The sequence below is a fragment of the Pleomorphomonas carboxyditropha genome (assembly GCF_002770725.1).
Lineage (GTDB): Bacteria > Pseudomonadota > Alphaproteobacteria > Rhizobiales > Pleomorphomonadaceae > Pleomorphomonas > Pleomorphomonas carboxyditropha.
This window is the reverse complement of record NZ_NQVN01000012.1, coordinates 64,801-84,613: the sequence shown is the minus strand read 5'-3', so window position 1 is coordinate 84,613 and position 19,813 is coordinate 64,801. Positions and strand designations below refer to the sequence as shown.

Below are 19,813 nucleotides of genomic sequence, written 5' to 3'. Positions count from 1 at the left end.
CGCGGTCACTTCGTCCGTTCGTAGGCGAGCTGCTGTTCGGAAAACAGGTTCGATCGCTCGGGAATGAAGCGGACGCCGACCGGATCGCCGCGCGTGGCGGTGGCGGTTCCCGCGACCTTGGCGACGAAGGGGTCCGCCGCGCCGACGTCGACATGCAGGATGGTCAGCTCGCCGAGCTTTTCGGCAAACAGGACGCGGCCGGCCATCACGCCTCCGCCGGCGTCGACGATTTCCGCGTGCTCCGGCCGGACGCCGAGCCAGGCCGACCTGCCGATGTCGTCGGCCGCGAGGGCGAAGGCGTCGGCGGGGATCGTTCCCTGGCCGTGGCGCAGCACCGGGCCATCGGCCGGGCCTTCGATGACGACCGGCAGGACGTTCATGGCCGGCGAGCCGATGAACCGGGCGACGAACATGTTGCGCGGCCTCTCGTAGAGCTCGAGCGGCGTGCCGACCTGTTCGATGCGGCCATCGTTGAACACCACGATGCGGTCGGCCAGCGTCATCGCCTCCACCTGGTCGTGCGTCACGTAGATCATGGTGGTGCCGGGCATCGCCGTGCTGAGATTGGCGATCTCGATGCGCGTCGCCACGCGGAGGGCGGCGTCGAGGTTGCTGAGCGGCTCGTCGAACAGGAAGACCAGCGGGTCGCGCGTCACCGCCCGGCCGATCGCCACGCGCTGCCGCTGGCCGCCCGACAGGCTGCGTGGGCGGCGGTCGAGATAGGGCGAAAGCTGGAGCATGTCGGCGGCGCGCCGGACCCGCCGGTCGATCTCGCCCTTGTCCATGCCCTTCAGCTTCAGGCCGAAGGCCATGTTGTCGTAGACGCTCATATGCGGATAGAGCGCGTAGGACTGGAAGACCATGGCGATGCCGCGCTCGCCCGGCGGGATGCGGTTGGCGAGCTCGCCGCCGATCCGCAGTTCGCCGCTGGTGATCTCCTCGAGGCCGGCGATGACGCGCAGCATGGTCGACTTGCCGCAGCCGGACGGGCCGACGAAGACCACGAACTCGCCCGCCGCGATCTCGAGGTCGATGCCGTGCAGCACCTCATGGGCGCCGAACGACTTGGTGACCCTGGAAAGTGAGACGCTTGCCACCGCTTCCTCCACCCGTCGTCTATGGCTGCTTGGCCGCTCCGCCCTCGGCGCGGCGCCAGGCGAGGTATTCGTCCTGGGCGGCCGGGCTCAGCGGGTAGTACGTCCTGAGATCGCCGCCCTGCGACAGCCGCAGCCGGGAGAAGTCCTCCCATTCGGCGTGCCGGGTGGCGCGCTCGATCGTCTGCTCGGCGAGGCTGACCGGCACCACCACGGCGCCGTCGTCGTCGGCGACGACGATGTCGCCCGGCATGACGAGGATGCCGCCGCAGGCGATCGGCACGTTGACGGCATGGGGGAAGATGCCGGTCTGGGTGTGGTAGTTGGGGGTGACGCCGCGCAGCCAGATCGGGAAGTCGAGGGCCTCGGCCTTGCGGCAATCGCGGATGCAGCCGTCGATCACCGTGCCGGCGCCGCCGCGTCCCTTGAGATAGGTCAGCATCATCTCGCCGAACACGCCGCTCAGCATGTCGCCGCGGGCGTCGACCACCACGACGTCTCCCTCCTCGACCTGATAGAGCACCTGCCGGTGCATCTGGGCCTCGGGGTCCTGGTATTCGTCGATGTCGTAGACATCCTCGCGCTTGGGCAGGAATTGCAGCGTCAGCGCCGGCCCGGCGATGGTCTTGCCGCGGATGAAGGGCACCGGACCGCAGATGAACGGGTTGCGAATGCCGATTTTGCTGATCTCGCCGGCGATCGTGGCGGTGCCGATTTCGGCCAGCGCCTTGACCAGGGCTTTGGGAGGTCTCTGAATGGTTGGAATTTGCATGTCCTGAGGGTCCTGAAGGCCGACGATGGTCGGCGGTCGCGGTGCGTGCCGTTCGGGACGAGGTGACGCCCCGCGGGGGCTTCCGCCGACCGGCCGGCCGGCGGAAGGGGTGTCGCGGTCGAGGATTACCGGGCCTGCCTGGCCTTGATCCCCTCGATCTCCTTGGTGGCCCAGGCGACGGCGTCCGCCGGGCTGTAGCCGTCGACCAGCATGTGCTGGACCGAGGTCGAGACGACCTTGGCGTTGTAGATCTCCGAGGCGAGCGGCGTCGGCGGACCCTGGAAGCCGATGGCGAGGCCGTTCCTCGCGAGATCGTCGAAGCTGGCGAAGGCCGGATTGTCCTTGAACAGCGGCATGGTCTGCATCAGCTTCGGGAAGATCGGCACCCAGCGGCCGCCGGTCACCTCGATCAGCTTTTCGTAGTTGTCCGGCTGGAAGAAGTAGCGGATCCAGTCCTTGGCCAGGGCGTCCTGCCGGGTCTCGCTGCTCAGCATCCAGGCGAACGAGCTGATCATCGTGGCGCTGCGGCCCTTCGGGCCCGGTCCCTTGGGAATGGCGATCATGGCGCTGTTCGACAGCAGCGTCTGGTCGTTCTGGACCATCCAGGAATAGACGCTGGCCGGGTTCATGATGAAGGCGGCGCGGCCGGTCTGGTAGGCCGTGTTGTTGCCGGCGTCGTCCCAGGTCAGGGCGCTGCGCGGAATGGCGCCGGCCTTGAACAGGTCCTCGATATAGGCGTAGGCGGCCGTCGTCTCCGGCGAGCTCCAGGTCACGGTCGAGCCGTCCTCGGCGAACATGGCGCCGCCGAACGACCAGACCAGCATCAGGATGTCGGACTCGGCGTCGTTGGCTGTGCTCACCGGCAGGCCGAGGCCGGTATACTGCGGGTTGGCCTTGACGATCGCCTTGGCGGCCGCGCCGAGCTCCTCCCAGGTCTTGGGCAGCTCCATGCCGGCCGCTTTCAGCAGGTCGGTTCGGGCGAACATCGGGACGACGTCCACCTCGAGGGGGATCGAATGGGCGACGCCCTTGTAGGTCGATTGCAGGGCGAGGCTCTCGTAGATGCCGCCGTCGACGGCGCGCATCTCGGCGAGGAGGTCGTCGACCGGCTTGGTCAGCCCCCGGTCCGCGTAGTAGGGGGTGCTCTGGCCGATCTGCATGTAGACGTCGGGCGCGGCGTGCCCCTCGAAGGCGGCCGCCAGGCGCTGCGTCAGCACGTTGGCGGGCACGACGACGTATTCGACGTCGACGCCGCGCGATTTGCCGAAGTCCTGGGCCATCCGGCCGATCAGGGCGTCGGCGTCCTTGTTGAAGGCCTGGAGCCCCCAGACCGTCAGCTTTTCGGCCTGCGCGGCCGTTGCCATCAGCGCGATCGCCGACGCGGCAAGCAATGTTCTCGTGTTCATGAAGCCTTCCTCCCAGTTCAGGCGGCTCTTCAACCCTTGACGCTGCCGGCCGCCAGTCCTTCCACGATGTATTTCTGGGCAGCGATGTAGATGATGAGGATCGGGGCGATGGCGATGACCGAACTGGCCATCAGTTCGCCCCAGATGAACGTGTCCCCCATCACCAATCCGGAAAGTCCGGCGGTGAACGTCTTGCTCGTGTTCGAGTAGACGTAGACCAGAGCGTAGAGAAATTCGTTCCAGGCATGGGTGAAGGCGAACAGGGCCACCACCGCGATGCCGGGCGTGGCGATCGGCAGCACCACCCGGGTGAGCGTCTGCAGGCGGCTGGCGCCGTCCATCAGCGCCGCTTCGTCGAGCTCCTTGGGGATGGTGCGGAAATAGCCGATCAGCATCCAGGTGCAGAAGGGCACGGTGAAGGTCAGATAGGCGAGGACGAGGCCGATCCTGGTGTCGATCAGCCCGAGCCGTTGCAGCACGATGAAAAGCGGGATGAACAGCAGCGAGGGCGGCAGCAGGTAGGCCGCGACGATCAGCCGCGCCGAGGTCGCCCGGCCGGGAAAGCTCATGCGCGAGATCGGGTAGGCGGTCAGCGCGCCGATGACGGCGGAGACGGCGGTGACGCCGAGCGCCACGACGAAGCTGTTGAGCACGAAGCGGGCGAATTGCGAGCCGAACAGGGCGTCGCGATAGTTGTCGAGCGTCGGCGCGCGCGGCAGCAGCGTCGGCGGGATGCTGTAGATCTCCTGCGAGGTCTTGAGCGAGGTGACGACCACCCAGTAGACCGGCGCCAGCGACCAGGCCAGGATGCACAGGATGCCGACGGCGGTGACGATCCGCCGGACGACGATGGTGCGGGTGCGTTCGACCATCTCTTCACCTCTCAATCGAGATCCTGCCGCAGCATTCTGCGGGTCAGCAGGAAGATCAGGACGACGAACACCGGGATCACCGAAACGATGACGGCCGAGCCGAGGCCGAGATGGCTTTCGCCGATGGCATACTGGTAGGCGAGCGTCGGCAGGATGTGGGTGCGGTTGGCCGGTCCGCCGCCGGTCAGCACGAACACCATCTCGAAGGAGTTGAAGGTCCAGATCGTCGACAGCATCACGGTGACGGCGATCACGCCGCGCATCTGCGGCAGCGTCACCGACAGGAAGCGCCGGATGCCGCCGGCGCCGTCGATGGCGGCCGCCTCGTGCAGATCGGCGGGAATCGAGGCGAGCGCGGCGAGGAACATCATGGTGAAGAAGGGCAGGCCCTGCCAGACCATGGCGGCGGCAACGGAGAACAGCGCGATCGCCGGATCCGACAGGAAATAGACCGGCCGGTCGACGAGGCCGAGGCTGAGCACCAGATATTGCAGGACGCCGCTCTGCTCGTCGAATATCCACTTCCAGGCCAGGCTGGCGATCATGCCGGGGACGGCCCAGGGCAGAAAGGCCAGCGCCCGCACCAGGCCCCGCATCGGGATGGCCTGGGAGAGGACGAGCGCCGACGCCAGCCCGAGGACCAGCTTGAGCGCCACGGTTCCCGCCGTCAGCAGCAGCGAGTTCCAGGCCGAGTGCAGAAAGACCGGATCGGCGAACAGGCCGGCGAAGTTGGCAAAGCCGACCGCCTTGCCGGGCTGGGCGATCGCCCGGTCGGTGAAGGCGGTGGCGATGCCGTCGATGAGCGGGTAGGTGATCAGGGCGGCGAAGATCGCCGCCGCCGGCGCCATGAACATGTAGGCGACCAGCCAGTCCGGCCGGTGGGTCCGGCGGGGACGCTCGGGCGGCGGCGGGCTGGAGAAGCCCGCGGGCACGGCGCGCGCGTTCATGGCGTCAGCGCCCCGCGTCCGCTGCGACGGCCTCCATCAGGCCGCGCATGTAGCCGATGGCGTAGATGTGGCCGAGCGACTTGTAGCCGGGCTTGCCGTTGTCCTCCCCCCACATCACCGGCGCATGGTCGGTGCGCATGACGCCGGAAAAGCCGATGTCGCGATAGGCGCGCATGGCGGCCAGCATGTCGGTCTTGCCGGCGTCATGGAAGGTTTCCGTCATCCGGTAGGCGTCGCCGACGATGTCGCGGAAGTGGGCGAAGTGGATGCGGCCGTCGCGTCCGAGATGGCGGATGGCGGCCGGCACGTCGGCGTTCATCGCCGCGAAGTTGCCCTGGCAGAAGGTGATGCCGTTGGCTGGGCTGTCGACGAGCTTCAGCGCCGTGTCGAACGCCTCGACCGAGCGCATGATGCGGCCGACGCCGAACAGCGGCGACAGGGGTGGATCGTCCGGATGGATGGCGAGCTTGACGCCGGCCTTCTCGGCGACCGGAACGATGGCCTTGAGGAATTGCTCCAGCGTCTCCCACAACAGGTCCTCGCTGACGACAATGCCCTGCCGGGAGCGCGGATCGCGTTCGGAAACCGCGTGGTCGTAGCTGCTGGTCAGCGCCCCGCCGCGCGTCGGCGTCGCCGTCGAGGTGCGCGTCCAGTTGTTGACCGCCATCCAGCTGTAGCAGAGGACGCCGATGCCGAGCTTACCCATGTTCTCGATGACGGCGATCATGCGCTTGAGGTCGAGATCGGCGTCGGGCTTGCGCAGGCGGAAGCTGTCGAACGGAACCCAGCCTTCCAGGACGGCGACCCTGAAGCCGAAATCCTCGTAGGTCTTCTTGACGCGTTCGAGGACCGGCAAGTCCCAGATCGGCACCTCGTCGGTCTGGTCGCGGATGGCGACGATGTCGGTGATGCCGAGCTCGGCTGCGTAATGCCAGTTTGGGCCGACGACCGGCTCGAGACTAAGCGATGGTTTCACCTTTTCCTCCCGCCGGCGCCTCCCAGCACCGGTACGATAAGTTCATATTTGAACTTATCGAGTTCATATGATAAACATACGCCGTTCAGCGGAAAGGGTCAAGCTGATGGACACCGAGGCGGGCGAGGCGAACGGCAATCCGGCCATAGAGCGGATGATGAAGATTTTCGCGACGATCGAACGGCAGCCGGAAGGCGCGCCGTTCCGGGACATCGTCGAGCGGACGGGGATCGCCCGGTCGACCGTCTATCGGCTCCTCAACTCGCTCGAGAGCCACAGGATGGTCCAGCAGTTGCCGGACGGCTCCTATTGCCTCGGCGCACGGCTGCTCGAGCTCGCCGACAACGTCACCGTGGCGTCGCGCTTCTTCAAGTTCACGCGCTTCATCCAGCCGGCGCTCGACCGGCTGGCGACCATCACCGGCGAAACCTGCAAGGTGTCGGTGATCGAGCGCGACGCGATCATCCTGGTCGCCGGCTCCACCGGGCGCAGCCTGCACGCCTTCAGCTACACGCTCGGCGAGCTCCTGCCGCCGCATGCCGGCGGTGCCAGCAAGGTGCTGATGGCCAATCTTTCGGAAGACCAGCGCGACCGGATGCTGCCGAAGCAACTGGTCGCCTTCACGCCCCGCACGTTGACGACGCGGCAGGAGCTGGAAGCCGAGTATGCCAGGGTGCGGGCGCAGGGATGGAGCCACGATCCCGGCGAATACAGCCTCAACGTCCTGTCCTATGCGGCGCCGATCGGCGGACCGAACGGCGAGGTCGCCGCCGCCCTCAGCATCACCTTCATGGCGGGCGCCGACGATGCCTACAAGGAACGGATCCGCCAGGCGGCAATTTCCGGCGCCGCCGACATATCCACGACGATCGCCGGCAAGCTGCCGTGATCCGTGGGGCGGTTCCGCGAGGGAGCCTGCGTTGCTCAGTCGTCCGAATAGGGCGCGATGGAGCCGGTGATGTCGGTCGGCGAATAGCCCTGGACGGGCTGGGCGCCGACGCTCCAGCCGATGTTGCCGGCGCCGGTGGGCGGCGGCACGTAGGTGCCTTGTCCCACCGGCGTGCAGATGTAGCCGGCCGGGCAGCCGGGCGGCTGGGCGGCCGGCGTGTCGGCGTAGGTCGGCTGGGCCGCGGGGTAGGCCGGCTGCGGCGCCGGATAGGCGGGCTGGGCGGTCTGGTAGGCCGGCTGGGCGCCGTTGCCGATCGGGGCGGGCGGCAGCGGCGCGTCGAAGGACGGGTTGCCGCTCGTATAGGTCGGGGCGGCGGGCGCCGGCTGGGCGGCGGCCGGCCACACCGGGTTGGCCGGCGGCAGGCTCGCCATCGGCACGTTCTGGTCGGGCGTGAACATCGGCGCGGTGCGCGGCGGCACCTCCGGGTGCGGCTTGCAGTAGCGGTAGGTGCCGGCGTTGTTGTGGCGGGCGAGGTCGAGGTGCAGGTGGTCGTCGTGCGAGCGGTCGGCGCCGGGGCCCAGCACGGTGGTGAAGGCGCCGCAGGCGCCGCGCGTCACTTCGCGCAGGAAGGCGCGGTCGGTGGCGTTGCCGTACCAGCCCTTCTTGACGGTGACGGTGTAGCCGTTGGACAGCACGATGCCGGCGAAGTCGAAGGCGTTGGCGAAGGCGTGCTCGGACAGGCGGGCGCCGGAGACGTTGTTGCGCGGCCGGCAGTTGTAGGTGCCGAAGTTCTTGATCTCGACCACCGGCAGGCCGTAGCGGGCGAGCGCCGCCGGCATGACGCTTTCGGCCACCCAGCGTTCGAGCGCCGCCGTCATCGGGCAGGAGAGAACCAGCGATCGCGAGCCGAGGCTGACGGTGCCGTCCTCCAGCGCCTTCACCTTGAGCGGCCGGTCGATGCCGCAGATGCCCTTGCCCTTGATGGCATTGGCCGGCTGGATCAGCGGCGACAGCTTGACGAGGTTGCGGGCGTAGCAGGCGGCCTCCGCCTGGGCGCGCCAGGGCTCGCGCTCCTCGGATTCGAAGAAGCCGCAGCCCGCCAGCGCGGCGGACAGGATGAACGACAGCAGACCGGACGCGATACGAGAGGGTCTCATGCCCCCAGTTTGGCGGGAATGGCTTAAGGTCCGGTTTACGTTAACCGGGGGTGGGGAGCGCCATATCGGCCGATCGCTTCGTCCTGCCCGAGGTCCTATGCCTTCGCATAGGATGAAAGTTTTATATTGGGGAACAAAGGGATAGGTCGGCACACTGGCACCTGGGGGTAAATTCCCGGGCACGCTGGCGCAGTTCCCATCACGCCGCCCCCGCCGCGCGCATCGCTTCCCATGGATTGTCATCCTCACGAAGGCGAGGACCTCAGGACGAGAAGGGGATGAGGGGTGTATCAGGCGCCCCAGCGTTGCTGGAGCGCTATATCGGCCGATCGCTCCGTCCTGCCTGAGGTCCTATGCCTTCGCATAGGATGACAGTGAATTATATAAATAAATCAATATCATAATTCGTCAACCTCCGCGAAGGCGGGGGCTCGGGCAGAAAAGGGCGACAGGAATCCCGCCGCCCATCGTGGTGATGTTACTTGGTCATGCCGGCGACCAGCAGGTCGACGTTGTGCTTGAACATCGTGAGGTAGGTCGGGGCGGGGCCGTCGGCCGGCGACAGCGCTTCGACGTAGAGCTCGCCGCCCGGCTCGGCGCCGGTGGCGTCGGCGATCTGGCGGACGAGGCGCGAATCGTTGGAGCTTTCGAAGAAATAGACCTTCACCTGCTCGGCCTTGATCTGGTCGATCAGTTGCGCGACGTCGCCGGCCGAGGCTTCCGCCTCGGTGGAGATGCCGACCGGCGACAGGAAGGTGACGCCGTATTCGCGGCCGAAATAGCCGAGCGCGTCGTGGCTGGTCAGCACCTTGCGCCGGTCCTCGGGAACGGCGGCGACGGCCTTCTTGGCATAGGCGTCGAGGTCGGCGACCTCCTTGCCGTAGCGTTCGGCGTTGGCGCGGAAGGCGGCGCTGTCCTCGGGATCGGCCTCGGCGAGCGCCTTCTCGATGTTGGCGATCCAGATGCCGACGTTGGCCGCCGAGTTCCAGACGTGCGGATCGGTGACGGTCTCGCCGTCCTCCTCCATCTGGCGGGCGGCAATGCCGTCGGAAACGACGACCGGTTCGCCCTTGTAGCCGGAGGCGCCGACCAGGCGGTCGATCCAGCCTTCGAAACCGAAGCCGCTGACGAACACGAGGTCGGCGCCGGAGAGGTTCCTGGCGTCGGCCGGCGTCGGCTCGAACTCGTGCGGATCGCCGCCGGTGGGCACCAGGCTGACGACGTTGACGTTGTCGCCGCCGACGTTCTTCACCACGTCGGCGAGGACGCCGAAGCTCGCCACGACGTTGAGCGTCCTGGCCTCGGCGAGGCTGGCGGCGCCGAGGAGCGCCGATACGGCGACGAGGCTGCCGAAAAGCTGCTTGATCATGCGGAAGGTCCTTCTGGGTTCAGCCCGCGAGATGCGGGCGGCGAAAGAGCCGGCTCAGGGCGCCGGTGGGACCGGCGATCAGCGAGCCGACGTAGATCAGGGCGGCCACCAGAACGATGGTCGGTCCCGAGGCAAAGCCGAGGTGATAGGAGGCGATCAGGCCGACGAAGCCGGAGACGACGGCGGTCAGCACCGACACGGCCATCATGGCCGGCAGGGTCCGCGTCCAGAGCTGGGCGACGGCGGCCGGCAGCATCATCATGCCCACCGCCATCAGGGTGCCGAGCGCCTGGAAGGCGGCGATCAGGTTGAGGACGATGAGCAGCAGGAATAGGAAGTGATAGAGGCCGCCGCGGCCGCCGACCGAGCGCAGGAAGCCGGGGTCGAAGCATTCGACCACCAGCGGCCGGTAGATGAAGGCCAGCGTTGCGAGGCTGAGCGAAGTGATGAGGGCGATCAGTTCGAGCGACGCGGCGTCGATGGCGAGGATGCTGCCGAACAGCACGTGCAGCAGGTCGCGGCTGGAGCCGGCCGCCGAGACGATCAGCACGCCGAGGGCGAGCGAGGCCAGGTAGAAGGCGGCAAAGCTGGCGTCCTCGCGCAGCACGGTGGTGCGGGTGACCAGGCCGGAGAGCAGGGAGACCGTCAGCCCCGCCACGAGGCCGCCGGCGCCCATGGCGAACAGCGAATAGCCGCCGGCCGCCAGGAAGCCGATCGCCGCGCCCGGCAGCACCGCGTGGCTCATGGCGTCGCCGACCAGGCTCATCCGCCGCAGCATCAGCAGCACGCCGATCGGCCCCGAGCCGACGCCGAGCAGCAGGCAGGCGACGAGGGCGCGCCGCATGAAGCCGTAGTCGGAAAACGGCACGATGAGAAGGTCGTATAGGCTCATGCCGCATCCTCCACGGCTGGCCGGCAGACCGGGGCGTCCTCGAGCCAGCGCTCGGCCAGGGCGTTGGCCCGGTCGAGATTGGCCGGCGACATCGCCTCGCCGGTGGCGCCCCAGGCGACGCACTGGCGGGCGAGCAGCAGCGTCTCGGGGAAATGCCGGCGGATCTGGCCGTGGTCGTGCAGCACGGCGATCACCGTGCGCCCCTCCGCGTGCCAGCGGGCGACGATGGCGAGGAGATCGGCGGTGGTGCGGGCGTCGACGGCGGTGAAGGGTTCGTCGAGCAGGATGACCGGCGCGTCCTGCAGCATCAGGCGGGCGAACAGCACGCGCTGGAACTGGCCGGCCGACAGGTCGCCGATCGGCCGCTTGCCGAAGCCGTCGAGGCGCACGGCGGCGAGCGCCCGTTCGGCCGCCGCCCGCAGCGCCCGCGACACGCCGCCGAAGGCGCCGCAGCGGCGCCAGGCGCCGAGCAGCACGGTGTCCAGCACGTCGATGGGAAAGCGCCGCTCGATTTCGGCCGCCTGCGGCAGATAGCCGATGGCCGAGCGGTCGAGGTCGTCGAACAGCACCGCGCCGCCAGCCGGCCTGAGGTCGCCGACGATGGCCTTGACCAGCGTCGACTTGCCGGCGCCGTTGGCGCCGGCGATGGCGGTCAGGCTGCCGGGCCGGAAGCTGCCCGACAGGTGGTGGACGGCCGGATGGCCGCCATAGGCGACGGTGAGGTCATCGAGGCGAATGGCGGGTCCGGTCATGGCAGCGCCACCGCCCAGGCGACCAGCAGCCAGAGGAGGGCGAGCACCGCCATCGCGGCAAGCAGCCGCGCCATGGCGGCGACCGACAGCCAGGTGGCCGGCGGCTTCGGGGGTTCGGCGGCGAGGCCGGCGGCGCCGGACAGGGTATCCGGATGGTTCATTCAGGAAACCTTCCTTGCGGGCTGTTGCCGGAGCGCGGCGTCGATGGCGGCCCGGACGTCGTCCTCCGTCACGTCGGCCAGCGGCTTGGCAAAACGCAGGACGCGCAAATCGGCATTGCTGACGTCGATCATCACCAGCGTTTCGGCGCCGCCGCAGGTGGAGTGCCGGCAGGCGATCTGGCTGACGGCGACGGTGACGGCGTCGCCGAAGCCGATGGCGGCGCGAACCCAGTCCTTGACGAGCCCGACCCGGCCGGAGGCGCCGCCGGGACGCCGGGGCGCGAAAGGGTTGAGAAAGCTCAATGAACTTCGACCTTCATGACGGCGCGCTCGAAGCCGTCCCGCAGCACGTCGCGCGGCAGGTTGCGGCCGATGAAGACGAGCCGCGACAGGCGCGCCTCGCCCTTCTTCCAGCGGCGGCCGTGGTCGCCCTCGATCAGCATGTGGATGCTCTGGATGACGTAGCGGTCGGGATCGTCGGCGAAGGCGAGGATGCCCTTCATGCGCAGGATGTCGCCGCCGAGCTTCTGGACGACGTCGCTGATCCACGGCAGGAAGCGGGCCGGGTCGAGCGGCTCCCGCGACACCAGGGACAGGCTGGATACCTCGGTGTCGTGATCGTGGTCGTGGCTGCCGTCCAGGAACTCGGGCTCGGCCTCCAGCACGCGGTCGAGACTGAAGGCGTCGCGGCCGAGGATGCGGTCGAGGGCGATGTCGCAGCGGTTGCAGTCGAGGATTTCCGCCGTCGGGTTGAGGGCGCGAAGCTGCCGCCTGAGGGCGTCGAGATCCCGGGGCGACACCAGATCGGTCTTGTTGATCAGGAGGATGTCGGCGAAGGCGGCCTGCTCGTCGACTTCCGGCGCCTTGTCCCGCTCGCCGAGGAAATGGCGGGCGTCGACGACGGTGACCACGGCGTCGAGCCTCGTCTGGCGGCGGACGTCCGGATCGACGAAGAAGGTCTGGGCGACGGGCGCCGGATCGGCGAGGCCGGTGGTCTCGATCAGGATGCCGTCGAAATTCCCCTTGCGCTTCATCAGCCCGTCGATGATGCGGATGAGATCGCCGCGCACGGTGCAGCAGATGCAGCCGTTGTTCATCTCGAAGATTTCCTCGTCGGCATCGATCACCAGGTCGTTGTCGATGCCGATCTCGCCGAATTCGTTGACGATGACGGCGTAGCGCTTGCCGTGCTTCTCGCTCAGGATGCGGTTGAGCAGCGTGGTCTTGCCGGCGCCGAGAAAGCCGGTCAGCACCGTGACGGGAATGGCGGCCATTCCTTGCCTCATGTGTTTGTTGGGTGGATTGCGAGAGAGCCGGTCAGCCGGGCGGCGGCCGGCAATTGCCGCAGAAGCCGTGCAGTTCCAGCGTCAGCGAGCGGACGTCGAACAGGCTGACGTCCCTGGCCGCGACGCTGGCGAGCGCCTCGTCCCAGAAGGGGGAGACGGTGCCGCAGCGGTCGCAGATGGCCACGCCGAGGGTCTTCTCGGGGGAGGCGGTTTCCTTGCCGGCGGGAACGGCGAGAAAGGCGTTGAGGCTCTCGATCCTGCGCACGCGGCCCGCCGCCCGCAGCCGGCCGAGGGCCCGGTAGACCGTCATGGCCGAGTTGACGCCGCGGGGACGGATGGCGGCGAGGATTTCATAGGCCTTGAGCGGCCGGCGCGACGCGTCGAGACATTCGAGCACCAAGCCGGCCGTTCGGGCTCCATTGATTTGCATCGACCTTGACCTCGCGTCCCCAAACCGTCGTCTCTATATGTACGTTACGTTATAACATAACGCCTGACAAGAGGCTTGAGGGCATCGGTCGGGCGCATCGCGGCCGGCGCGCGGGAAACGGGTTCAGGCGTAGGCGACCCAGCCGCGCCAGGTGAAGGCGGCGTAGAACAGGGCGACATCCGAGAAGCCGGCCGCGCGCAGGATGGCCTCGTCCTGCCGTGGGTCGAGCAGCGGCACGTTGGCGTCCACGCTGGCGCGCATCTTCTCCGCCTGTTCGGGATCGGCGCCGGCGGCGACGGCGAAGGCGGCGTAGCGCGACAGCCAGAGGCCGCGCTCGCCTTGCGGAAAGCTGGAATGCGCCGCCACGAAGGGCGCGCCGGACTTGAGGCGGCGGCGGAGCTCGCGGAGCGTTCGCGTGCGCTCCTCCGCGTCGAGGAAGTGCAGCGTCAGGAGGCAGGTGGCGGCGTCGAACGGGCCCTCCGGCGCGTCGTCGATATAGCCTTCGCAGAAGCTGGCGCGTGCCGCTGCGGGGCCGAGCACGCGCCTTGCCTCGTCCAGCATGGCGGCGGCCGGATCGACGCCGACGAAGCTCCAGCCCGGCTCGGCGTCGGCCAGCGCCCGCAGTTCGCGGCCGCCGCCGGCGCCGAGCACCAGAACGCGGGCATCCGCCGGCGCGCGCTCGGCCAGCAGGATCGCCGTCATGCGGTGTAGGTCGTCGGCGCCGGGCACGAAGCGCTGCGGGCCGTCGCCATAGCGTCTGGCGGCTTCCGGATCGTTGAAGGCGGCAAGCAGCGACCGCATGGCGTCGTCAGTCGGCATGAACGGTCTCCAGATCGCTGGGCTGCCGGTGCGCGGCGAGCCGACGGTGGAAATCGGCGCTGAGGTCGGCGAGCGTCACCGCGCCGAAGCGGGCCAGCAGCATCGCCTCCGCCTCGTCGAGGGCACGCCCCAGCGCGGCATTGACCACCTGCTCGACCAGGCAGCCCGGCGCCTCGGTCCGGTTGCCGATGGCCAAAAGCGACGGCTCGCCCAGCGCCTCGTGGACATCGCGCAGCGTCAGCTTCGCCAGATCGCAGGCGAGCGTCCAGCCGCCGCCGTGGCCCTTTTCCGAGCGCACGTATCCGCGCTCGCGCAGGCCCGCCATGATCCGGCGGATCACCACCGGATTGGTATGCATCGCTTTCGCCAGCGCTTCGGACGTCGCCGGCCCGCCCCGCTCGGCCATGTGCAGCAGCACGTGCAGCACGCCCGACAATCGACTATCCCGTTTCATGTAACATTCGATATTACATGAAACGGGATCCGTCAATGCAAGGGCACGGTGCCGGGCCGCCGGCCGGGTTCAGCCGCCGCTCGGGCCGCCGGCGATGGTCGACGGGGCGCCGCCGACGTCGAAGCTGAGGCCCTGTTTGCCGGTCGCCAGGTAGAATTCGTGGATCTTGCCGCCGGCCGGATCGGTGACGAAGGCGCTGGTGCCGGACAGGGCGAGGCGCGGCGTCGGCGTCGGCGCGCCGAAGGCGCAGTCGAACGGCGCCACGGCGTCGAAGCGGGCCACTTCCTTCCAGGCCGGCGTCACCTCGTAGAGCCTGAGCTTGCCGTCGCCGGCAAGGTGTACCAGGGTGCGGCCGTCGGAGGCCAGCGCGAACTGGCAGACCTGCTGGCCGTCGGCGATGTCGAACACGTCGTCGCCCTTCAGCGCCGGGGCCGCCGGGTCGATGCGCAGGAAGGCGGTGTAGGGGCTGCCGCTCCTGCCGTAGTTGGCGACCATGACGTCGCCCGAGGCGGTGATGGCGCTCGAGGCGCGGTCGTCGGGGTAGGCGAGCCGCCCGGCCTTCCAGGCGCCGGCCGCCTCGGCCTTCAGTAGGGCGATGCCGTCGGCGCAGCCGAAGGCGTGGGCGCCGCCGAGCTCGGCGTGGCCGTGCATCAGCGGGCAATCATAGCTTTCGAGCGCCTTCCAGCCGTCCTTGGCGTCGACGAGGTCGAAGCTATTGGGCCGCGACGAGGCCGACTTGTCGTCGCCCTTGGCATAGGCCGGATTGGGCGTCGAGAGGAACCAGCGGTCGTCGCCGAGCGGCACGGCGACGCCGTGCTGCGGCGCCGGGCTCATCCAGCTCAGCCGCTCCGGCTTGCCCGCCTCCAGGCTGGCGATCGGGATCAGGTCGGCGCGCGCCTCGCTCGGCCGCAGCCACGGCCGCTGGCCGTCGAAGAACACCGACAGCCAGCCGTGGCCGGACAGCACGTGCGCCGGCTTGTCGCCGGTCAGCGTCAGGTCGATGAAGCCGGGATCGATCTTGTCGATGTCGACGTGGTCGCCGTGCGGCTCGCGCAACAGGCCGCTGTCGAACAGGCGCACCGTGCCGGCCTCGTCGCCGACCTTGACGACGACGAAGCGGCCGTCCGCCGTGGTGTCGAGCGACGGGTTGGGCTGCGGCAGGTCGAAGCTGTGCGTCACCTTGCCGCTGTCGAGGTCGAGGATGCGCAGCGTGGCGTCCTGGTGGTCGCCGAACACCAGCCGGCCGCGCAGCACGACCTCGTGGGAGAGAGCCGGGGCGGCGAGCGTGGCGACAAGCGCGGTGGCGGCGAGCAGGCGGAAAGACAAGGTCATCGAAAACTCCTGTTGCGGACGAAAAAAGCGTTCAAGACGCCAGGCCCCATTGCGGGAACGGGTCGGGCAGGTGGCGATAGCGGTCGGGGTTGAAGCGGGTCGTCGTCAGGGCATCGCCGACCAGGCAGGCGTCGAGGCCGCTGCGGATCGCCGCCTCGTCCATGCTGGCGCCGATGAACACCAGCTCCTGCCGGCGATCGCCCCAGACCGAGTGCCAGTTCCGCTGCACCGCCTGACGCCACTCGGCATGGTCGGGCCAGCGCGCCTGCGGCACCGCCGCCCACCAGCGGCCGAGCGCGCCGGTGCGGCAGACGGCGCCGGCGATCGACAGCTCGCCGCACCAGTCGGGCCGGGTGGCAAGCCAGAAATGGCCCTTGGCGCGGATGACGCCGGGCAGGGGCTGGCGGAGAAAGGCGTTGAAGGCGCAGGGGTGAAAGGGCCGGCGGGTGCGGTAGACGAAGGAGCCGATGCCGTATTCCTCGGTCTCCGGCACGTGGTCGCGGAAGCCGTAGAGCTCCCGCGCCCACAGCGGGTGGCGCTGGGCCCGGTCGCGGTCGTAGAGGCCGGTGTCGAGCACGGCGTCGAGCGGCACGCGGCCGAAATCCGCCTCGATCACCCTGGCGTCGGCGTTGAGCGCCCGGACGATCTTGCGGGCGAGCTCCCGCCGCTCGGCGCCGGCATCGGACACCTTGTTGAGCACCACGACGTCGGCGAACTCGATCTGGTCGGTCAGAAGGTCGGCGAGCGTGCGCTCGTCGTCGGCGCCGGCCGTCTCGCCGCGGTCGCCGAGCAGGTCGTGCGAGCCGAAATTGGCGGTGAGGTTGATGGCATCGACCACCGTCACCATGGTGTCGATGCGGGCGATGTCGGCCAGCGAGAAGCCGGTCTCGTCGCGGAAATCGAAGGTGGCGGCGATCGGCAGCGGCTCGGCGATGCCGGTCGCCTCGATCAGCAGGTAGTCGAAGCGGCCGGCGCGGGCGAGGTGGGCGACCTCGGCCAACAGGTCGTCGCGCAGGGTGCAGCAGATGCAGCCGTTGGACAGCTCCACCAGCTTCTCGTCGACGCGGGACAGGCCGCCGCCCTCGCGCACCAGGTCGGCGTCGATGTTCACCTCGCTCATGTCGTTGACGATGACGGCGACGCGGCGGCCGGCGCGGTTGTTGAGGATGTGGTTGAGCAGCGTCGTCTTGCCGGCGCCGAGAAAGCCCGACAGCACGGTCACGGGCAGGAGGGCAGGGGTCATGAGGCATCCATCCGAAGTGTTACGTTATAACATAACATTTGCCTACCAAGCGGCCGGTGTCCTGTCAACGCCCCTGCGCTTGGCCTGTGCGGGATCCCCGCCGGCGTGGATGACGTGAATTATATAATAAAAACAATATGATAACCTGCCGCCCTCCGCTAAGGCGGAGAACCTTGGGCCGAAAGCGGCGAGGAATGGATATCGGGCGCCATCGTTTTCGGAGCGCTATATCGGCCGATTGCTTCATTCTTCCCGAGGTCCTCCGCCGGCGCGGAGGATGACAATTCATCTATAAAACAAATACATAGATCGAAACATCCGTGCCCGAGGCAAATTCCCGGGCAAGCTCGAAAAACTCCGCTTGAAAGACGGTGGCAATGTCCATCAAGTAATTGAAATTTCTCAATCTCGCATATGCGAGATCGGAATATTGCACCTGCGTGCCCGGGAATTGCCCCGGGTACGAAACGTCCGGCCGCCTAGATGGCGCTCACCGTCTTGAGGCGCACCTTGGGGTGGACCTCGGCCTGGCTCATCACCGTGGTGTGGGCGCGGAAGCGCTCGACGATGGAGCGGACGAACGGCCGGTTCATCGGGCTGGTCATCAGCACCGGCAGCTCGCCCTTCTTGGCGGCTTCCTCGAACTGGTCGCGGACGGCGCCGACGAATTCCTGCAGCTTGCTGGGCGCCATGGCGAGGCGGCGGTCGTCGCCCTCGCCGACGATGCTCTCGATGAACGCCTGCTCCCAGGCCGCCGACAGGCTGATCAGCGGCAGGTAGCCGCCGGGCGCCATGTTGGCGGCGCAGATCTGGCGGGCGAGGCGGGCGCGGACGTGTTCGGCGATGGTCTGCGTCGCATGCGAGATGGAAAGGCCCTCGGCGATGCCTTCGAGGATGGTGCCGAGGTCGCGGATCGACACCCGCTCGGCCAGCAAGAGCTGCAGGATGCGCTGGATGCCGGAGACGGTGATCTGGCTCGGCACGATCTCGTCGATCAGCTTGGCCTGGTCGGTCGGCACCTCGGACAAGAGCTTCTTGACGTCGGCGTAGGACAAGAGCTCGGAGACGTTGGTCTTCAGCGTTTCCGAGAGGTGGGTGGAGAGCACGGTGGCCGGGTCGACGACGGTGTAGCCACGGATCGCCGCCTCCTCGCGCAGCCGGCCGTCCACCCAGGTGGCCGGCAGGCCGAAGGTGGGTTCGGTGGTCTGGGTGCCGGGGATGGTCACCTTGCCGCCCATCGGGTCCATGACCATGAACTGGCCGGGGAACAGCGTGCCCTTGCCGGCGTCCACCTCCTTGATCTTGATGACGTATTCGTTGGCGCCGAGCTGCACGTTATCGAGGAGCCGCACCGGCGGCATGATGTAGCCGAGGTCGGCGGCGATCTGCCGGCGCAGCGCCTTGATCTGGTCGGACAGCTTCTCGCCGCCCTTGCCGTTGTCGTTGATCAGCGGCAGCAGGCCATAGCCGAGCTCGACGCGCAGGTCGTCCATCTTGAGGGCGGTGGTGATCGGCTCCTCGGCCGGCGGCGGCGGCGGCGCCTCGGCCTCCGCCTTGGCGGCGACGGCGGCGAGCCGGCGCTTGGCGTTCTCGCGCTTGGCCCAGAAGGCAAGGCCGCCGGCACCGGCGCCGAGGACGGCGAACGGCAGGAAGGGCAGGCCGGGCAGCAGCGACAACATGCCCATGACGGCGCCCGAAAGGCCGAGGGCGGCCGGATAGCCGGTGAGCTGGCCGGAGAGCGCCTTGTCGGCCGAGCCGGAGACGCCGGCCTTGGACACCAGGAGGCCGGCGGCGGTGGAGACGATCAGCGCCGGGATCTGGCTGACCAGGCCGTCGCCGACGGTCAGCACGGTGTAGGAATGGCCGGCCTCGGCGAGCGTAACGCCCATCTGCATGGTGCCGATGATGATGCCGCCGACGACGTTGATGAAGGTGATCAGCAGGCCGGCGATGGCGTCGCCGCGCACGAACTTGGAGGCGCCGTCCATGGCGCCGAAGAAGGAGCTTTCCGCCTCGAGGTCCTTGCGGCGCTTCCTCGCCTCGTCTTCCTTGATCAGGCCGGACGACAGGTCGGCGTCGATGGCCATCTGCTTGCCGGGCATGGCGTCGAGGGTGAAGCGGGCGGCCACTTCGGCGATACGGCCCGAACCCTTGGTGATGACCACGAAGTTGACGATGATCAGGATGGCGAAGACGATGATGCCGATGACGAAGTTGCCGCCCATCACGAAGCCGCCGAACGCCTCGATGACGTGGCCGGCGGCGTCGGTGCCCTCGTGACCGTGGCTTAGGATGAGGCGCGTCGACGCGAGGTTGAGCGACAGGCGCAGCATCGTCGAGATCAAGAGGATGGTCGGAAAAGCGGTGAATTCCAGCGGCGTCTGGATGAACAGCGCCGTCATCATGATCAGCACGGCGAAGATGATCGACACCGCCAGCATGAAGTCGAGCATCATGGCCGGCATCGGCAGGATCAGGATGACCATGATCAGCATGATGCCGACGGCGAGGCCGATGTCGCCGCGGAAGATCGTCGAGCGAAGGTCGGCGCCCGTCGGCACGCTGAGGCCGAAAGGCATCCTGGACGGCGCCGCCTCGGGGGCTGAAGTGATGTCGCTCAAGTCGATCGTTCCCGAATTGCCGGTCGCGACGCACACCGCGCCACCCGGCAGAATTTGCCGAGCGTATGGTTAACGGGTGGTTAACGGACGGGCGGCGTCCCCCGTTGAATGTCCTCCTGCCAACCGCTGCCACCCCTTGTAGATTATGTCGATGGCACGGCGAGTCGGTGGCGAAAATGGGAAGAACAATGCGCTCCGAATATTTGACTCGCCCACAGGATGTGTTTTGAATTTTCTTCAATTTATGGACGCGCGAACCGGAAAGCCGCCTATTTCCGAACAGGTTGGCGGCGGCCAAAAACCGGAGTCTGAAAAGGGAAAAAGAGAAAGTCCAACTTTAG

The 19,813-nt window shown here is 68.1% G+C and carries 20 protein-coding genes; 1 reads left to right on the top strand and 19 read right to left on the bottom strand.

Annotated features, from left to right (window positions below):
* Positions 1–5: 5 nt before the first annotated feature.
* The 6 genes from CJ014_RS17055 to CJ014_RS17030 all read right to left on the bottom strand — a co-directional run bounded on the left by CJ014_RS17055 (position 6) and on the right by CJ014_RS17030 (position 6,067).
* Positions 6–1,097, bottom strand: coding sequence for an ABC transporter ATP-binding protein (locus CJ014_RS17055; RefSeq protein ID WP_100081689.1), 1,092 nt, complete (start codon positions 1,095–1,097; stop codon positions 6–8).
* Between the two features lie 19 nt (positions 1,098–1,116).
* Positions 1,117–1,866: an RraA family protein gene (locus CJ014_RS17050; protein WP_100081688.1), complete on the bottom strand. Its 750-nt coding sequence runs from the start codon at positions 1,864–1,866 to the stop codon at positions 1,117–1,119.
* A 125-nt stretch (positions 1,867–1,991) separates the two neighbouring features.
* Complete coding sequence (locus CJ014_RS17045) at positions 1,992–3,272, bottom strand: ABC transporter substrate-binding protein (protein WP_133121873.1); 1,281 nt, start codon at positions 3,270–3,272, stop codon at positions 1,992–1,994.
* Positions 3,273–3,301: 29 nt separating this feature from the next.
* Complete coding sequence (locus CJ014_RS17040) at positions 3,302–4,144, bottom strand: carbohydrate ABC transporter permease (RefSeq protein WP_100081686.1); 843 nt, start codon at positions 4,142–4,144, stop codon at positions 3,302–3,304.
* A gap of 11 nt (positions 4,145–4,155) precedes the next feature.
* Positions 4,156–5,091, bottom strand: coding sequence for a carbohydrate ABC transporter permease (locus CJ014_RS17035; protein WP_100081685.1), 936 nt, complete (start codon positions 5,089–5,091; stop codon positions 4,156–4,158).
* Positions 5,092–5,095: 4 nt separating this feature from the next.
* Entirely contained in the window at positions 5,096–6,067 is a 972-nt protein-coding gene (locus CJ014_RS17030) for a mannonate dehydratase (protein WP_100081684.1), read from the bottom strand.
* A 106-nt stretch (positions 6,068–6,173) separates the two neighbouring features.
* On the opposite strand from CJ014_RS17030, the gene CJ014_RS17025 reads away from it, so the two are divergent.
* Entirely contained in the window at positions 6,174–6,956 is a 783-nt protein-coding gene (locus CJ014_RS17025) for an IclR family transcriptional regulator (protein WP_165790875.1), read from the top strand.
* A gap of 35 nt (positions 6,957–6,991) precedes the next feature.
* Here the strand turns inward: CJ014_RS17025 and CJ014_RS17020 are convergent, their stop codons facing one another.
* The 13 genes from CJ014_RS17020 to flhA all read right to left on the bottom strand — a co-directional run bounded on the left by CJ014_RS17020 (position 6,992) and on the right by flhA (position 19,430).
* Positions 6,992–8,113 (bottom strand): extensin-like domain-containing protein, encoded by a 1,122-nt coding sequence (locus tag CJ014_RS17020; protein ID WP_165790874.1) that lies wholly within the window; start codon positions 8,111–8,113, stop codon positions 6,992–6,994.
* Between the two features lie 478 nt (positions 8,114–8,591).
* A complete protein-coding gene (locus CJ014_RS17015) occupies positions 8,592–9,482 on the bottom strand; it encodes a metal ABC transporter solute-binding protein, Zn/Mn family (protein WP_100081681.1) in 891 nt (296 codons plus the stop codon).
* 19 nt (positions 9,483–9,501) lie between these two features.
* A complete protein-coding gene (locus CJ014_RS17010) occupies positions 9,502–10,374 on the bottom strand; it encodes a metal ABC transporter permease (RefSeq protein WP_100081680.1) in 873 nt (290 codons plus the stop codon).
* Positions 10,371–11,126 (bottom strand): metal ABC transporter ATP-binding protein, encoded by a 756-nt coding sequence (locus CJ014_RS17005; RefSeq protein WP_100081679.1) that lies wholly within the window; start codon positions 11,124–11,126, stop codon positions 10,371–10,373. The genes CJ014_RS17010 and CJ014_RS17005 overlap by 4 nt, the downstream gene beginning before the upstream one ends.
* Positions 11,123–11,287 carry a hypothetical protein gene (locus CJ014_RS27880; protein WP_165790873.1) on the bottom strand — a complete coding sequence of 55 codons (165 nt, stop codon included), beginning with the start codon at positions 11,285–11,287 and terminating at the stop codon, positions 11,123–11,125. Before CJ014_RS27880 ends, CJ014_RS17005 begins: the two co-directional genes overlap by 4 nt.
* Positions 11,288–11,590, bottom strand: a complete 303-nt coding sequence (locus tag CJ014_RS17000; RefSeq protein WP_100081678.1) for a nitrate reductase — start codon at positions 11,588–11,590, stop codon at positions 11,288–11,290. It abuts the gene before it with no gap.
* Positions 11,587–12,573, bottom strand: a complete 987-nt coding sequence (locus tag CJ014_RS16995) for a CobW family GTP-binding protein (protein ID WP_100081677.1) — start codon at positions 12,571–12,573, stop codon at positions 11,587–11,589. The genes CJ014_RS17000 and CJ014_RS16995 overlap by 4 nt, the downstream gene beginning before the upstream one ends.
* A gap of 31 nt (positions 12,574–12,604) precedes the next feature.
* Positions 12,605–13,003 (bottom strand): Fur family transcriptional regulator, encoded by a 399-nt coding sequence (locus CJ014_RS16990; RefSeq protein WP_100081676.1) that lies wholly within the window; start codon positions 13,001–13,003, stop codon positions 12,605–12,607.
* Between the two features lie 123 nt (positions 13,004–13,126).
* On the bottom strand, positions 13,127–13,822 hold the full coding sequence (locus CJ014_RS16985) for a class I SAM-dependent methyltransferase (protein ID WP_207765780.1): 696 nt from the start codon (positions 13,820–13,822) through the stop codon (positions 13,127–13,129).
* Positions 13,812–14,276: an Rrf2 family transcriptional regulator gene (locus CJ014_RS16980; RefSeq protein ID WP_100081675.1), complete on the bottom strand. Its 465-nt coding sequence runs from the start codon at positions 14,274–14,276 to the stop codon at positions 13,812–13,814. Before CJ014_RS16980 ends, CJ014_RS16985 begins: the two co-directional genes overlap by 11 nt.
* A gap of 69 nt (positions 14,277–14,345) precedes the next feature.
* Positions 14,346–15,608 (bottom strand): hypothetical protein, encoded by a 1,263-nt coding sequence (locus CJ014_RS16975; protein ID WP_100081674.1) that lies wholly within the window; start codon positions 15,606–15,608, stop codon positions 14,346–14,348.
* Positions 15,609–15,639: 31 nt separating this feature from the next.
* Positions 15,640–16,851, bottom strand: a complete 1,212-nt coding sequence (locus CJ014_RS16970) for a GTP-binding protein (RefSeq protein ID WP_100081673.1) — start codon at positions 16,849–16,851, stop codon at positions 15,640–15,642.
* A gap of 479 nt (positions 16,852–17,330) precedes the next feature.
* Positions 17,331–19,430 (bottom strand): flagellar biosynthesis protein FlhA, encoded by a 2,100-nt coding sequence (gene flhA / locus CJ014_RS16965; RefSeq protein WP_100081672.1) that lies wholly within the window; start codon positions 19,428–19,430, stop codon positions 17,331–17,333.
* Positions 19,431–19,813 lie beyond the last annotated feature (383 nt).

Coding starts and splice junctions, on each gene's coding strand:
- CJ014_RS17050 (WP_100081688.1), bottom strand. CDS start 1,866: ATGCAAATTCCAACCATTCAGAGACCTCCCAAAGCCCTGGTCAAGGCG.
- CJ014_RS17045 (WP_133121873.1), bottom strand. CDS start 3,272: ATGAACACGAGAACATTGCTTGCCGCGTCGGCGATCGCGCTGATGGCA.
- CJ014_RS17040 (WP_100081686.1), bottom strand. CDS start 4,144: ATGGTCGAACGCACCCGCACCATCGTCGTCCGGCGGATCGTCACCGCC.
- CJ014_RS17035 (WP_100081685.1), bottom strand. CDS start 5,091: ATGAACGCGCGCGCCGTGCCCGCGGGCTTCTCCAGCCCGCCGCCGCCC.
- CJ014_RS17025 (WP_165790875.1), top strand. CDS start 6,174: ATGGACACCGAGGCGGGCGAGGCGAACGGCAATCCGGCCATAGAGCGG.
- CJ014_RS17020 (WP_165790874.1), bottom strand. CDS start 8,113: ATGAGACCCTCTCGTATCGCGTCCGGTCTGCTGTCGTTCATCCTGTCC.
- CJ014_RS17015 (WP_100081681.1), bottom strand. CDS start 9,482: ATGATCAAGCAGCTTTTCGGCAGCCTCGTCGCCGTATCGGCGCTCCTC.
- CJ014_RS17010 (WP_100081680.1), bottom strand. CDS start 10,374: ATGAGCCTATACGACCTTCTCATCGTGCCGTTTTCCGACTACGGCTTC.
- CJ014_RS17005 (WP_100081679.1), bottom strand. CDS start 11,126: ATGACCGGACCCGCCATTCGCCTCGATGACCTCACCGTCGCCTATGGC.
- CJ014_RS27880 (WP_165790873.1), bottom strand. CDS start 11,287: ATGAACCATCCGGATACCCTGTCCGGCGCCGCCGGCCTCGCCGCCGAA.
- CJ014_RS16995 (WP_100081677.1), bottom strand. CDS start 12,573: ATGAGGCAAGGAATGGCCGCCATTCCCGTCACGGTGCTGACCGGCTTT.
- CJ014_RS16990 (WP_100081676.1), bottom strand. CDS start 13,003: ATGCAAATCAATGGAGCCCGAACGGCCGGCTTGGTGCTCGAATGTCTC.
- CJ014_RS16985 (WP_207765780.1), bottom strand. CDS start 13,822: ATGCCGACTGACGACGCCATGCGGTCGCTGCTTGCCGCCTTCAACGAT.
- CJ014_RS16980 (WP_100081675.1), bottom strand. CDS start 14,276: ATGAAACGGGATAGTCGATTGTCGGGCGTGCTGCACGTGCTGCTGCAC.
- CJ014_RS16975 (WP_100081674.1), bottom strand. CDS start 15,608: ATGACCTTGTCTTTCCGCCTGCTCGCCGCCACCGCGCTTGTCGCCACG.
- CJ014_RS16970 (WP_100081673.1), bottom strand. CDS start 16,851: ATGACCCCTGCCCTCCTGCCCGTGACCGTGCTGTCGGGCTTTCTCGGC.
- flhA (WP_100081672.1), bottom strand. CDS start 19,430: ATGCCTTTCGGCCTCAGCGTGCCGACGGGCGCCGACCTTCGCTCGACG.